Source organism: Streptomyces sp. NPDC008163, assembly GCF_042956885.1.
In the GTDB taxonomy this organism is placed as follows: Bacteria; Actinomycetota; Actinomycetes; order Streptomycetales; family Streptomycetaceae; genus Streptomyces; species Streptomyces drozdowiczii_A.
On the sequence record NZ_JBIBHG010000018.1, the window covers coordinates 1 to 13,419 of the forward strand.

General features: G+C 68.4%; 14 protein-coding genes and 2 pseudogenes. 7 read left to right on the forward strand and 9 right to left on the reverse strand.

Annotated features, from left to right (window positions below; all coding sequences use genetic code 11):
* Positions 1-1,259 precede the first annotated feature (1,259 nt).
* Positions 1,260-1,466, reverse strand: coding sequence for a hypothetical protein (locus tag ACFZAT_RS31030; RefSeq protein WP_391268859.1), 207 nt, complete (start codon positions 1,464-1,466; stop codon positions 1,260-1,262).
* Positions 1,467-1,999: 533 nt separating this feature from the next.
* On the opposite strand from ACFZAT_RS31030, the gene ACFZAT_RS31035 reads away from it, so the two are divergent.
* Entirely contained in the window at positions 2,000-2,281 is a 282-nt protein-coding gene (locus ACFZAT_RS31035; RefSeq protein WP_391268860.1) for a hypothetical protein, read from the forward strand.
* Positions 2,282-2,675: 394 nt separating this feature from the next.
* Here ACFZAT_RS31035 and ACFZAT_RS31040 read toward each other — a convergent pair whose 3' ends face one another.
* The gene (locus tag ACFZAT_RS31040) at positions 2,676-2,837 is read right to left on the reverse strand and encodes a hypothetical protein (protein WP_387130863.1); all 162 of its coding nucleotides are present in this window, start codon (positions 2,835-2,837) and stop codon (positions 2,676-2,678) included.
* Between the two features lie 188 nt (positions 2,838-3,025).
* Here ACFZAT_RS31040 and ACFZAT_RS31045 point away from each other — a divergent pair.
* Positions 3,026-3,127, forward strand: a pseudogene (locus ACFZAT_RS31045) (IS630 family transposase); the annotation flags it as partial.
* A 60-nt stretch (positions 3,128-3,187) separates the two neighbouring features.
* The gene (locus ACFZAT_RS31050; protein WP_391268862.1) at positions 3,188-3,475 is read left to right on the forward strand and encodes a MafI family immunity protein; all 288 of its coding nucleotides are present in this window, start codon (positions 3,188-3,190) and stop codon (positions 3,473-3,475) included.
* Between the two features lie 811 nt (positions 3,476-4,286).
* On the opposite strand, the gene ACFZAT_RS31055 is transcribed toward ACFZAT_RS31050, so the two are convergent.
* Positions 4,287-4,808: a hypothetical protein gene (locus ACFZAT_RS31055; RefSeq protein WP_391268864.1), complete on the reverse strand. Its 522-nt coding sequence runs from the start codon at positions 4,806-4,808 to the stop codon at positions 4,287-4,289.
* Between the two features lie 297 nt (positions 4,809-5,105).
* Here ACFZAT_RS31055 and ACFZAT_RS31060 point away from each other — a divergent pair, with 297 nt between their 5' ends.
* The 3 genes and pseudogenes from ACFZAT_RS31060 to ACFZAT_RS31070 all read left to right on the forward strand — a co-directional run.
* Complete coding sequence (locus ACFZAT_RS31060) at positions 5,106-5,315, forward strand: hypothetical protein (protein ID WP_391268866.1); 210 nt, start codon at positions 5,106-5,108, stop codon at positions 5,313-5,315.
* 107 nt (positions 5,316-5,422) lie between these two features.
* On the forward strand, positions 5,423-5,569 hold the full coding sequence (locus ACFZAT_RS31065) for a hypothetical protein (RefSeq protein WP_333732571.1): 147 nt from the start codon (positions 5,423-5,425) through the stop codon (positions 5,567-5,569).
* Positions 5,570-5,656: 87 nt separating this feature from the next.
* A pseudogene (locus tag ACFZAT_RS31070) lies at positions 5,657-5,857 on the forward strand (ATP-dependent DNA ligase); the annotation flags it as partial.
* A gap of 234 nt (positions 5,858-6,091) precedes the next feature.
* Here ACFZAT_RS31070 and ACFZAT_RS31075 read toward each other — a convergent pair.
* The 3 genes from ACFZAT_RS31075 to ACFZAT_RS31085 all read right to left on the reverse strand — a co-directional run bounded on the left by ACFZAT_RS31075 (position 6,092) and on the right by ACFZAT_RS31085 (position 10,489).
* Positions 6,092-7,846 carry an FAD-dependent monooxygenase gene (locus tag ACFZAT_RS31075; protein ID WP_391268869.1) on the reverse strand — a complete coding sequence of 585 codons (1,755 nt, stop codon included), beginning with the start codon at positions 7,844-7,846 and terminating at the stop codon, positions 6,092-6,094.
* 516 nt (positions 7,847-8,362) lie between these two features.
* On the reverse strand, positions 8,363-8,947 hold the full coding sequence (locus ACFZAT_RS31080) for a dihydrofolate reductase family protein (RefSeq protein WP_391268871.1): 585 nt from the start codon (positions 8,945-8,947) through the stop codon (positions 8,363-8,365).
* Positions 8,948-9,094: 147 nt separating this feature from the next.
* On the reverse strand, positions 9,095-10,489 hold the full coding sequence (locus ACFZAT_RS31085) for a DHA2 family efflux MFS transporter permease subunit (protein ID WP_391269027.1): 1,395 nt from the start codon (positions 10,487-10,489) through the stop codon (positions 9,095-9,097).
* A 240-nt stretch (positions 10,490-10,729) separates the two neighbouring features.
* Here ACFZAT_RS31085 and ACFZAT_RS31090 point away from each other — a divergent pair, with 240 nt between their 5' ends.
* On the forward strand, positions 10,730-11,296 hold the full coding sequence (locus tag ACFZAT_RS31090) for a TetR/AcrR family transcriptional regulator C-terminal ligand-binding domain-containing protein (RefSeq protein WP_391268873.1): 567 nt from the start codon (positions 10,730-10,732) through the stop codon (positions 11,294-11,296).
* Here ACFZAT_RS31090 and ACFZAT_RS31095 read toward each other — a convergent pair.
* The 3 genes from ACFZAT_RS31095 to ACFZAT_RS31105 all read right to left on the reverse strand — a co-directional run bounded on the left by ACFZAT_RS31095 (position 11,280) and on the right by ACFZAT_RS31105 (position 13,371).
* Positions 11,280-11,408 carry a hypothetical protein gene (locus tag ACFZAT_RS31095; protein ID WP_391268875.1) on the reverse strand — a complete coding sequence of 43 codons (129 nt, stop codon included), beginning with the start codon at positions 11,406-11,408 and terminating at the stop codon, positions 11,280-11,282. The genes ACFZAT_RS31090 and ACFZAT_RS31095 overlap by 17 nt on opposite strands.
* A gap of 96 nt (positions 11,409-11,504) precedes the next feature.
* Entirely contained in the window at positions 11,505-12,398 is an 894-nt protein-coding gene (locus ACFZAT_RS31100; protein ID WP_391268877.1) for a LysR substrate-binding domain-containing protein, read from the reverse strand.
* A gap of 106 nt (positions 12,399-12,504) precedes the next feature.
* Positions 12,505-13,371 carry a PhzF family phenazine biosynthesis isomerase gene (locus ACFZAT_RS31105; protein WP_391268879.1) on the reverse strand — a complete coding sequence of 289 codons (867 nt, stop codon included), beginning with the start codon at positions 13,369-13,371 and terminating at the stop codon, positions 12,505-12,507.
* Between the last annotated feature and the right edge of the window lie 48 nt (positions 13,372-13,419).

The window sequence follows — 13,419 nt, forward strand, 5'->3', positions numbered from 1 at the left end:
CCCCGCGGAGCGGGTACCCCATCGCTGCGCGATGGGAAAGCGAACCGGGTTGCTTCGCAACCCGGTCGCAGTGCTGGAAAGCCGCTTCGCGTCTTTCGGATCTCCGCTTCGCTCCAATCCACGGGCCTCCGCTCCGCTACGGCCCGAACTGCGGGGCGGGTCCGCTTCGCTCCCCCGCCCTGGTTCCGGCTTCGCCGGAACGGCTGGCTACACGATGATGATGCATCACCGCTGGTCTGTGTAGCATCCTGAGAACACGGACACCCCCGAACCATGACACCCCATCACCCCGGCTCGAGTGCCGGCCCCCGAGCGACAGGCGCGGATTCCGCTGCGCTCCACCCGCACCGAACAGTCCGTCACCCACATCCGGCAGTGTCTCACCCGCAGTTCGAGACGGCCTGAAACTTCCCCGGGTGGAACACCGACCCGCTACGATGATACCCGTGCATCGACCGCACATGAGCCGCATCATGAATCACTGATGTGCTGTGTAGCATCCCGAACAGATCACCACCTCCTCCAGAGCCTTCGACCCCCCTCTTGGATTCCCGGAGATCCGATATGCCGAGTGCACAGAAATCCACGCTCCGACCTCACCAGATCTAAGCTGTCGATGCTGTCGTGCGCGGCCTCGATATCCCGCCGGGGAAGAAGATTCCGCAGGCCGGTCTACGGGCTACTGTGGTGGCCGCCTGCGGCACGGGGAAGACGTTCATCCCGCGCACTCCGCGCTCCGGCTGGCCCGTAACGGGCGGGTCCTGGTCCTGCTGCCGACTCTCGATCTGCTGACGCAGACGGTGCGGGAATGGCAGGCCGCCGGCCACCACGGGCCGGCCGTCGCGGTCTGTTCGCTGGAGGACGACCCGCACCTGTGAGACCTCAAGGTCCGCTCCACGACGTCCGCGCCGCAGCTGGCGTTGTGGCACGGACGCGGACCAGTCACCGTATACGCCAGCTACGCCTCTCTCCGCCGGAGCCTGAACCAGCCAGGAGCCCCGCGACATCAACACCGGCGCCCATCCCACCCCGCGACGCACCCCGACATCAACCGACCGAACATTCCGCATGCTCAGACGGCCCCACGACGGCCAAGGAAGACAAAGGAGGTACGAGGAACGCGACACCGCCTGATACAGCTTCACGTCACGTCAATGTCCGGGGAACTGTCACCATGATCGACCCGGCCAATGAGCCTTGAACAGCATCGCATCAGTGCCACACGAAGCCGAACATTCCAGTGACATCACAACCGAACTTCACAGGTGGTTCGGTGCCGGGGCCCGGGGCGTCTGCGGAGGTAACGAGCTCAGGCCGAAGTCCGAGGCGGATGTGAACAGGGCGAGGTCGGCGAAGGCGCGGGCGGCTTCCGGGCGGTCCATGTCCAGGGCTTCGTTGGCGTGCCGGGTGAACTCGCGGGCACTGGCCATGTCGTTTGCGCCCGGCTCGGGCTGCTGAGTGTCCATGGCGGGCTCAACGAGCTGGCCTGCATCTCGGCACGAGTCCCAAGCCGCGATGGAGAAGTGGGAAGGGCGCTCTTCCCCTCCAGGGAAGGTACGCGTGCACAATGTGCAAGGGGCCTCGGTGGGTCCGCGGAGCAGCCGTCGGCGAGCGCCGGCCAGAAGGTCTCGGCGACCTCGCCACGGCGGCCCGGACGGATGCGCGGACGAGGGCCTGGTCACCGGGCCAGACTGGCCGCGTGACGCACGCACCCCGGGTCTCCGGCAGTGACGGCGAGGTGGACACCGGACCCGAGCCCGGCCACGACTACGCGAACTCGTGAGACGAGCGTCTGAGTTGGCGAGTGAGCGCCTGAGCTGGCGGCTCAAAGTCTTGGGCGCACGGCCCTTGATCGACCTGGATTGCTCGAGTGCGCAGCAGTCGGCCTGGATAAGCTAGGTCTTTGATCAGACGTGAGCCGGGGGCGGGTACTTGCATGTCGGATGAGAGTGGCAATCAGTCCCCACCAGATGACCCGTTGGCGCTTGTATGGGCTGTCATGGGCCTCCTGGTCGGTGGCGTTCTCGCCTTCAAGGTGCTGTCCGCTATGGGCGTGCGTGAGGGCGAACACCTCTCTCTGACGGAGCTCGCGATCATGCTGGCCCTCGGCCTGGGTCCGTTCTGGATGATTGCGACGGCTGCAGAGCATCTACGTAAAGACGTCGGAACTGGAAAAATCACCTTCGCTACGTACTGGACGACGATCGGAGGGATCTGCGTCGCTGCACTCGCGCTAGTCGGCGTCACAAGCATTGACGACCTCGTCGGCCTGGCCGAATAGCACAGAACCACCAGCGCATCGATTGAGGTGGTGACTGAGCCTTTGGCGCACAACGTCGCCCAACTGCTGCGCGAAAAACTGGACGCTGCAATCGCCAGCTGAAGCGCTCATCCGCCAACGGGGGCGTTCAGTCGCAGCTCGTGGGCGGGCCGCTGGAAAGGCAGCTGCTCGACGTCACCGGCTGAGACCCGGGCATCCTCGCCTTCAGGGCTTGCCTCGCCGCCCCGCACAGCGCGGGCGGGCCCGCCCGCGAGCCGTCTCAGGCACCGGGCGGGCCGTTCGTCCGGGGGCGACGTCCCCTGACGCCGGCCGCGCACCCTGGCCAAGGGCCAGTGCTTCCGGGAGCGAAGCTGCTCTGGGGCAGTGGCCGTTCCTGCGGTGCAGGGTTCGGCGGTCACCGCCCGCCGAACCACACGCCCGCTCCGAGCGCGCTGACCGCACTGCCGATCATGGCGAGCAGCCGGTAGGGGACGCGCTCGACAACCACGTGCACTCCGCCCCAGTGCAGTTCCAGGAACGAGTGAGCGGGCTCGCGCAGCGGGCGTTCCAGTGTCATGAGGGCCTCCGGATCGTGAGGTGGTGGATCCTCTGCCGTGAACGATCCGTGACTTCCACGGTGTACCTGAGAGCCCTTCTGGGGCAAACCCTGAGAATAGGAGCACGCAATGCCTGTCAGTGAATTCAGCGAGAGCCATTCCGTCGTCGCGAGAAATAAATACTTTGAGATCCTTCGGCGACTGTGTTTCAAAGCCGATCGAAGCCCACTTCGGACCCCTGCGGCAGTTCACCCTCGCCAACTCGAACCACCCCAGTCACACCGTCCAGACGCGGAACCTGCATTCCTAACTGCGTCGGCGCAACCAGAACGCCCGCCATCCTGCTGACGGCACCGGCAACACTGATGCCATGACCGTTGATCGTGAAGCCCTTCAGGCCAGCTGGAAGCAGACCCGTGGCCACCTCGACTCTGCTCGGGCCCACCTCACGGGCCTGCCGGACATCGATCTCTCAGCAACGTTGGAGTTCTTGGAGCACAACGAGCTGGGACTCGCCTTCGACTGCCTGGTCGATCTCGGTGACGACCTCGACCTGCCCCTCAGTTTCTGGCGGCACCTGGACCGAGCAGCCCGTGAGATGCGCACATCCGCCGACTTCTGCCGCCGTCACCTCGCCACTGCCTCCGAGCAGGAGTGACCCGCCAACCCGGCGAGCCTCGCCAGTCACAGCACTAGGCCGTTTCTTTCGGATCATCAGATCGTTGGTCTGGGTGTGTCGTTGACTGACGCCCAGTGGGCTCGCATCGAGCCGTTGCTGCCGGACCGCTCGGCGGGGTGGGCGGTGGCGGGATCACAGGCCGATGATCCAAAAGAAACAGCTTAGGGCCGGACGTCGCCGCCCCTAACCATGCTCAGCGCCGGAGTCGAGCGGCGCATGCGGCTCGTGTGGCCCTGGGCCTGGACCACGATGCGGACGGGGAGGGCTGGCTTTGTTCACGGGTTTGGGCTCTGGCGCAACCTTCGCGGTGGCGAGCCGAGGCTCGGTGCCCGAGGCCGAAGCGTCCCGGGAACCGGCAGGTCAGGGGCTTGCCAAGAGGGAGACGGATGCCCGGTGGGCGTAACTCCACAGAAGTTGGACCAGAACCCGAAGTCGTCGATAACCGGTGTCGGCTCTCAGGTTCTGGCTCAAGTTCTGTGGTGCCGTCACCCCGAGTGGTCCGTCTGCCCTCGAATATTCGAGGCGGCGGAGCACTGAGGCTCGTATGATCCCCGGCGGGATGGGGCTCGTAGCGCAGTGGCTGTCGCGCCTTCACCGCAGGTGGGAGGACGCCGGTTCGAATCCAGCCGGCCCCATCCTGCTTGTTCTCCGGAAGCTTCCTGCGACATTCAGAAGCACCCCGGCCGATACTCAGAGTGGCCAGCCATAGAAGTTGTGCCAGAGTCTGAGAACGGGAGGCACCAGGCGGTTCGGGCTGCTCGGGGGCGCCGCACTCCGGCCTTGCCCCCAGTCACGACCCTTCCGCCAGCCGTTGGATCGTCCTCCAGCGCGGGGCCTCGTCGTCAGGGACGTCCGGAGACGCGAAGTGGAAAGGCACGCGAAGGTGGCCGGCCAGCGCCCGGCCGGCCTCGGCCGCGGCAGCACCAGGAGGAGGGCCGTCAGATCGGTGGTACACGGTCGCCAGGTGGCCTTCCCCATCTGGGGCGTCCAGGACCGCGACCAGGAGCACGAACCAGTCGTGCACCGTATCGCCGTCCCAGAGCGCCTCCACTGCCGCCACGCGGCCTGGGAGAGCCGCGGCGCGGGCTGCGAGCGAGGGGAGGTCCAGCGGATCGGGCAGGGTGGGCTGTACACGGTCGCCCAGAGCCTCGTATCGCGCGTGGACCACCCGCTCGGCTTCGTGCAGGCCCACTCCCAACGGGCGCAGCGCCTCCCAGACGGACCTGACCGCCGGCAGCCAGCGGTCGCGCAGCACATCAGCATCGACCTCTCGGCGGGTCCGTTCCTCCAAGTAGGCCCACCAGCCGCTCACTGGGCCACCAGTCGCGATCTTCTCAGGGTGCGCGTCATGGGCTCGAACGTACGTCAGGGCTCGGTGCCCGCCCCGGCCACCCCCCGCCCTGGTCTCCTGGGCTGCCCGCCTCCCGAATCGGTGACGAAGTGCTGTCCGGTCTCGGGCTCTGGCACACTTCTGTAGAGTTACGCCCACCGGGCATCCGTCTCTCTCTTGGCAAGCCCCTGACCTGCCGGTTCCCGGGACGCTTCGGCCGCGCTGACCGGACCGCCCCCGTGAATCGCGGACTGCGGGATAGAGGAGCACGCTGGATGGATGAGCGCGCCTATCGTCATCCACCGTCCGTCCGCGACCGGTGGGCGGCGGGTCACCATCCGCGGGCAGATCGTCGGACTCGCTCACGACGACGTCGACGTCGTGGAGTTTTTGCGCCGTGCCGGCCTGCCCGACGCCGAACAGCTCCTCGACGATCCCTCGTGGGTGCAGTGGCGCGGCGGCCGCGCGCACCGGTACGAGGCCGCGTGATGCCTTCGCATGTGCGGCGGATGTTCCTCCAAGTCGCCGAACGCGTCCGCTCGACGTACACCAGACGTATGGGAGACGAGCAGCAAACGTGGCGGCCCGGGGAGATCGTGCCCGAGAGCGGAATCTACGAGTGCGACTGCGGGGCCGGCCACCACTGGAGCACCGACGTCAAGGGCCACCGCTTCCCTCCGCTTCCAGCCGGCTGTCCTGGTGGGGCGTGGGCGCTGAAGACGGACGCCCACCCGGACACCTGATGTGACACTGCGGCCTCCGCTGGAGCCGATGCTCGCCCAGGCCCGCGACGCCCTCCGAGCCCCGGCCCGGGAGGCGCGGCCGCAGAGCTGAAGTTCGACGGCTACCGGGCCCTGCTGTTCACCACTGACGCCCAGGGTGGGCAGCTGCTGGTGCAGTCGCGGCACGGCACGATGCTGCGGTCCCGCTTCCCCGACCTCGTCTCCGCGGCCGGCCAGCTGTCTGCCGTCCTGGTTCTCGACGGCGAGCTCGTCGTGCTCGACGAGAACGGGCAGCTCTCCTTCCCAGCGCTGCAGCGCCGCGCAGCGACGGTACGCGGTACTCAGGGCTCTTGTCGCCGCCCTGCCGACACACTTCATCGCTTTCGAAGTCCTCCAGATCGAGGGCCGCGAGCTTGCTGGACGAGCCGTACGCCGCGTCCTTCTGGAGGCCCTGTTCGTCGAGCGCGGGGTGACGCCGCCGTGGACGCTGTCGGAGTGGCTGGGCAAAAGCGCTGGCTACGGGGCCAGGCATGGCGGGGGTTCTCATCGTGTGCGCGTGAAGGGTTGGTTGCTGGGGGCCGGCGGGGCCAGGTCGCTTCGGGGGCGTCCGAACCAGGCTGCGAGGGTTCCTTCGAGTGCGGGAAGAAGGAGAGTCGAGGCCCCGCCTACGGGTGCGGCCCAGGCAATATGGCCGTCGGGGCGGATCAGGATGGCGTCGGCCGGCCGGTCGGTGTTGTCTGCCGTGTGTATGTCGATGCGGTGTGCCCAGCGCTCGGCGGCTTCGCGCAGGTCCGGGCGGTCCGCGAGATCGAGAAACAGAGGTCGGGCTGGGCGCATGAGTTGCGCGACGCTGGTCGTGCCGTGTGCGGTGTCCAGGGCCAGGTCGGGTGCGAAGGTACCGTTCAGAGCGTGCCTCGCACTGTCGGGCTGTGGGTAACGGATGTCAGCTCCTGCGACCAGTGCTCCGATACGACGCAATGGGGCTTCATCGCTGAGCACTTCCTGGAAGACCTCACGAAGTGCTTGCGCGGCGGCGTCGTGTCCCCGTCGCAGCGCCATCTGGGCCCGGGTGTGCAGCAGTGTCCGCTGGGCTGCTGCACGGCGTTCGCTGTCATAGGTGTCCAAGAGCCCGGGGGGAGCCCAGCCTTGGACTTCGGCGGCGAGTTTCCACGCGAGGTTCGCCGCGTCGATCATGCCGGCGTTGAGCGCGACTCCTGTCGCGGGGAACTGGTGGGCCGCGTCGCCTGCCAGTAGGACGCGCCCTTCGCGGTAGCGGTCGGCCTGCCGGTCCTGGAACTGGTACCGCGACAGGCGAAGCGGTTCGCCCAGGGGCAGACGTACACCGAGGATGCGGCGGATGCTGTCGTGCAGCTCGTCCAGCGTCATCGGTTCGTCGTCCTGGTAGGTGCTGTCCTTCTCGTCCTCGGTAGTGGATATCAGCAGTACCTGGGAAGTGAGCCATCCGAACCCGAACGCCCCCCGGTCGGTACGCGTGAATCCCTGGCGCAATCTGCCCAGTCCGGGAACGTCGAGGTCCCCGTCGTCCCGCCTTACGGCTTCATCGGCGAGCGTGACCTGGCTCAGCCGGTTGACTTCGGGGCTGGTGGTCCCGGGAAAGGCAATGCCTGCCATCTCGCGCACAGTGCTGCGCGCGCCGTCACAGGCGACCAGGTATGTGGCCCTCACCCGGTAAGGACCGTCCACGCCCCTGACTTCGGCGCTCACGCCGTCCGGGTCCTGCATGACTGCGGCCACTTCGTGACCGCGGCGGATCCGGGCGCCCAGATCCGCAGCGCATTCCTCCAGCAGACGCTCAAGCCGTGGCTGCGGGATCTGGACGGCCTGCATCGGCGGATCAGCCAGGTCACTGAGGTCCAGGTGCACGCCTCCGAAAGGAAACCGGGGGGCAGGGTGCGGATCCGTGGCGGCTGCTTCAAGGTGGGTCAGCATGCCCCGGTAGCGCAGCAGTTCCAGGATCTGCCCGCCGAGGCCATTGGCCCGCGGTGTCTCGCGCAGCTGCTGCTGTCGTTCCAACAGGAGAGCATCGGCGCCGGCTCGCCGCAGCTCACCGGCCAGCATCATGCCTGTGGGCCCCGCGCCCACGATAATCACATCAGCGTCCATGCATCCGTCCTTCCACGAGGAACACGACGGGTGCCGTGCCCTTTGGCGCATCGCCCGGACCGAGTCCGGGGGTGGACCGGTTCGTGATGTCAACGCCCCCTTCACCGTTGCCGTGTTCGAGGCGTGACCGCGTCCGTAGTCATGCGGGCCAAGAGCCGTGCCGTGCCCGGTCATGGCCCACAGATGGGCGGTGCGCCTGAGAACCTAAAGCAGTTTGCGGCTGCGTTAGGAGGACAATAGGGCGCACCGCCCGACAAACGCAAGTGACACCTGCATTAATCTGCCCGAGACAACGAACCACAGGGCGCCGATACCGACGTAGCGCCTGCGTCGGCGCCAGCAGGTGGGAGTGATGGACGGCGGCGGAAAGGGGCGGGATTGGATGGGGCAACCGGGGCGGTCTGCCACCACTTGCCGCGGCCGCAATGCGCGGACAAGCATCACCAGGCGGGGCCGGGGAGGGTGGATCGTCCGTCGGCGTACGGACTTTTCTCCCCTGGTGCGTACGGACGAACGGGCCCGGCGCTGATCTTGTGATGCTCGGACGTCCGAAATGGGTGGACGCGACCGGGATACTGCTTGTCAGCGCTCGCGTGCTCGCCGCATGGACTCGGCGAACGCCTGGACCTGCGGCCGCAGCGGGAGCGGGTTGGCATCGATGCACCGTCGGCGAAAGCTCCAGCGGTTGCTTCAGCTGAGGTTGTAGGTGAGGATCACCACTCCGCTGGCCAGGACGGTGTGGTCGCGTACGGCGAAGCGGCGGCGCGAGGCCTGACTCCGGCCGGTGAACAGCGGGATGCCGGTACCGGAGGCGACGGGGTTGACCTTGACGACGATCTCGTCGATCTCCTCGAACAGTTCGCCTGCCAATGCGGCGCCTCCGACGAGCCAGAGGCCGCGGCCGGGCTCGGCCTTGAGCTTGCGCACCGTGGCGGCGGGGTCGTCGGCGACCACTTCCACACCTGGGTCGGGGCTGTCGGCGAGGGTGCGGGAGAACACCAGGTGCCGCAGGTGCGCATAGGCGTTGGTGATGCCGGCGTCCAGGCCGAGCTGGTAGGAGCGGCGGCCCTCCAGCACGGTGTCGAACCGGGTGCCGGGATCGGTGACGCCGAAGGCCTGGCGGGCGCCGGTGGGCAGCGTTTCGGGATAGTTGGCGATGGCGTAATCCAGGTAGTCCTGGCCGACGTCGAAGAGCGTGCCGGTGGGATCGACGCCGCCGGATTCGGCGATGTGGCCGTCCAGGGTGGCTGCCACGAGGTAGGTCAGAGTACGCATACGGTTGTTCCCTCGGTTTCGTGAGAAGTGCAGGATTCGCGGGGCAGACTGCGCGGTGGTGTCCGTCTGAGCCGCCGTCGCTCGGATAGTGGGTGCGGGGCGAGGAGTATCCGGCGGGAAGTCTGCCGTCCGCGGTCGGTGTTGCCGTCAACAGCTCTTCGCGGATGCCCTGTTCGAGGTGGTGACCACCGCATCCGGCTCGGCGGGAAGGTGCGTCGCCCTCGAGCCTTCCGCGGGCTGCGACTTCGTCAGCCACAGGCCGGTGAGCACGGCGGCGCCCACGGTGATGGCGCCGGCTGCGGTGAAGGCGCTGTTGAGACCGGCCTCGAACGAGGCGCCGCCGGACTGCCGGCTGCGGACGACGGCTCCGAGCACTGCCACACCGAGCACCGCGCCGATCTGGCGGGTGGTGCTGCTGATCCCCGAAGCCAGGCCACTTTCCTGTGGGCTGACGGCTTGGATGGCGGCTCCCGTCAGAGGGGACAAGGTCAGGGCGAAGCCCGTGCCAACCAGGGCCAGGCGCCACCACACGTTCGCATAGCCGCTGTGGGCGTGCACCTCGCCGAGCGCCAGTAGGCCCACGCCGGCCAGGGTCAGGCCGGCGGTGATCACGACGCGGAAGCCGTACCGGGCGGCGAGCCGGCCCGCGATCGGGCTGACGACCACCATCGCGAGGGACATCGGCAGTGTCTGGAGACCGGCGCGCAGGATCGAGCTGCCCTGGACGTACACGAAGTACTGGGAGAAGAAGAACGACGAGCCCGTCAGCGCGAACCCCACCACGACCATGGCGGCGTTGGACACAGTGAACAGCCGTTGGCGAAACAGTCGCAGCGGCATCATCGGTGCGGGGCGACGCGCTTCGACGGCGACGAAGGCGGCGAGGAGGACCGCCGCGGCGGCGAAGCTGCCGAGGATGACCGGCGAGGTCCAGCCGCGCGCACCGCCTTCGATCAGCCCGTAGGTCAGCATTCCCACCGCCAGGACGGACAACACGGTGCCCGGGACGTCGATAGCGGGGGCGTTCGGATTGCGGGACTCACCCAGGTGGCGCAGTCCGGCCAGCAGAAGGATCGCCCCGATGGGCAGGTTGACCAGGAAGATGGCGGGCCAGCCGAAGGTGTCGGTCAGCACGCCGCCAGCGACGGGGCCCGCGGCCAGGCCGATTCCGCTGAACCCGGCCCACAGCCCGATCGCCCTGACGCGTTCCCCCGGCACCGGGTACGCAGCGGTGAGCAGAGCCAGCGACGCGGGCGCCAGCGCCGCGGCCCCGACGCCCTGCAGCGCTCGACCGGCAATCAGCCAACCGGCCGAGGGTGCGAGGCTGCACAGCGCCGACGCGGCGGTAAACACCACGACCCCGCTCAGGTACACCCGCTTGCGGCCGAACCGATCGCCGAAGATGCCGCCGGACAGCAGGAGCATCGCGAGCAGCAGCACGTACGCGTCGACGATCCACTGCAGGCCGGTCAGCTGAGTGTGCAGCCGGTGCTGCATATCGGGCAGCGCCGCTCCGACGATCGTGTTGTCCAGCAGGACCATGAACTGGCCCAGGCAGGTCACCGTGAGCAGCACGCCCCGGTTCGCTCGACCGCCTGCGGCCACTTGCGATGCAGTCACGCGGGTTCCCCTTCGTTGGTGATTGCGCCCAGTCGCTGCACCCTGCCGCGGTCAACGCGCGGCGATGCAGCCGAGCGCACTAACGCAGCCAGCGACTGCATTAGATGACTGTAGAGAGGGTCGACCACAAACGCAAGTCCAGGCTGCGTTAAGATGACGGGCATGAGCGAGCAACAGCGAGCCCGGCGGCCCGGCGGGCGCAGCGCCCGCGTCGGCGCGCAGGTGCACCAGGCCGTGACCGACCTGATCAACGAGTGCGGCTACGGAAATTTCAGCATCGGCGAGGTCGCGGTCCGCGCGGGCGTGGCCGACAGCAGCATCTACCGCCGGTGGGGCGATCTGGAGACCCTGCTCAGCGATGTGGCGCTCACCCGCCTCAACGCGCAGTCGCCGATGCCCGACACCGGAAGCCTGAGCGGTGACCTGCGCACCTATGCGGCCCAGGTGGCCCGCGAGATCACCGGACCCGACGGCCTGCTGCTCGTACGCCTGGCCGTCGCCCTGTCGCACGGCGGCCGGCCGGGCCTGCGGGCTGCTGACGCCCTCCGCGCCGAACGAACCCAGCAGTTGCAGGCCATGCTTGACCGCGCGGGCGAACGAGGCGAGCAAGCACCCGACGTTCTCGACGTGCTGGACCACATCCTGGCCCCGATGTACATCCGCGTCCTGTTCGACGTGAGCCCGCTCTCCCCGGACTACATCGACAGGCTGGTCAACCGACTGCTGTGAGCCCCAGCTCGGTGGTGGACTCGGGGGTGCTGAGGATGCCGTCGCATGCGTCGACGACCATGTTCGCGGCCCTGATGCTGTCCGAGAGTGCGCTGTCCGGCCGGATCGGCACCATGAGAGCGTTCGGCCGTGGCCCTGACAAGTCGGGGCCGGGAGCCGGCCCGGACTGCACGGGCAGAGCTGACCGCTCCTGCCGTGAAATCTCAGGCTAGGCGCTGGTCGGGGCGACGTCGAGGACGGCCTGGACGAGGGCCCGCAGCTCGGCCGAGCGGTTCTCGTCCCGCCACATCAGCGCGTACGTGATCGGATCCGCGTCCTCGAACGGCACGTAAGCGATGTCAGGCCGGACGTAGTACCTCCCGGCTCTGACCGTGGCCACCGTGGCCCCCTTCCCCGCGCCGACCAGCGAAAGTACCCCCTGCCAGCCGCCGGCTGTGGGACCGCGCGCGATGTACCGTCCCAGCGGTGTGCGCTGCGGGAAGAGCTCCTCGCTCCATGCCGTCGAGATCCCCCCGGTGGTCACCAACGGCAGCAGTGCGAGATCCTCCAGCGTCACCGTGTCCTTCTGGGCCAAGGGGTGGCGGGCGGGCACCACGAGTGCACGGGGCTCGCAGAACACCACCGGACCCACGACCACGTCCGGTTCTTGAACGGGCGGCTCGGCGATCAGGAGGTCGACGTGCTTCGCCCGCAGTGCCGCGATGGCGGTGTCGTTGTAGGACACGTCCAGAAGTTCGACCGTGCAGTGGGGATACCGGGCGGACAACAGGTCTCCTGCCTGCAGGACGATCTCACCGGACCACGCAGCGGTGAAGCCGACACGCAGGAGACCACGGATGTCCGCGCAGGCGCCCTGGGCATCGGCGACCGCTCGCTGCATCTGCCGGTACGCGGGCAGCAGATCGTCGCGGAACTGCCGGCCGACCTGAGTCAGGGCAACGTGCCGGCTGCTGCGCTCGAACAGTGCGCCGCCGATGCGCCGCTCAAGCGCCTTGACCGTCTGGCTGACCCTGCCGGGAGAGACCTTCAGCCGCTCGGCGGTCCGTGCGAAATGCAACTCTTCGGCCAGCGCAAGGAAGGTCTCGATCTCGTACCGTTCCACCGCGCCCCCCGTCCGCAACCGCACAGCTTACTGTCACCCGCGCTGTACTCCGCGAGCTGTCAAGGCTCCGCCCAGCGACCGAGCGGCGTCGCCCGGCGCTCTCGGACTAGGCACCCGCGATGGCGACCGCCTGCCCGCTCACCCGCACTCGCGGGTCCGCCGCCGACGCCTCCACCCGGAGCAGGCTGGGCCGGCCGAGGTCCTCCCCCTGGCGGATGCTGAAGGCACCGGAGGGCGGGAGGGCTCCGAGGGTGCGCAGGTAGCCGCCGAGGGCGGCGGCCGCGGCGCCGGTGGCGGGATCCTCGACGACACCGCCGATCGGGAAGGGGTTACGGGCGTGGAAGAGGTCCTGGGTCTCGCGCCACACCAGTTGGAGGGTGGTCCAGGCGTGACGGCGCATCACCTCGGCCAGGGCGTCGAAGTCGTAGTCGAGGGCCGCGAGGCGTTCGCGGCTGGCCACGGCCAGGACCAGGTGCTCGTTTCCGCCGAATGCGACGTGCGGTGGGAGCGCCGTGTCGAGGTCCTCCGGGGACCAGCGCAGGGCCGCGAGGGAGGCACGCAGTTCCTCCTGGTCCGCGGGGCGGGAGGAGGTGGGGACGCTGGTGAGCGTCGCCGTCACGGTGCCCCCCGTCTCCGCGGATGTGTCCAGGGCGATCTCGCCGACCGGCGTGTCGAAGACGAGCGGTCCCGGGCCGATCCGATCGGCAAGGGCCACCGCCGTGGCGACCGTCGCATGGCCGCAGAAGGCGACCTCGGCGAGCGGGCTGAAGAAGCGCAGCCCGAACCGGCGCGCCTCGTGGTCCGCGGCGGTGACGAACGCGGTCTCGGAATAGCCGACTTCGGCGGCAGTCGCGAGCATGGCCGCATCCTCCAGCGCGGAGGCGTCGAGGACGACACCGGCCGGATTGCCGCCTGCGGGAGAGGTGGTGAAGGCGGTGTAGCGCAGGATTTCGGGGCGCGTCTTCAGGTTCATGCCCTTACCGTTGCACCGCCCGGACATCCGCACAAACGATGTATACCG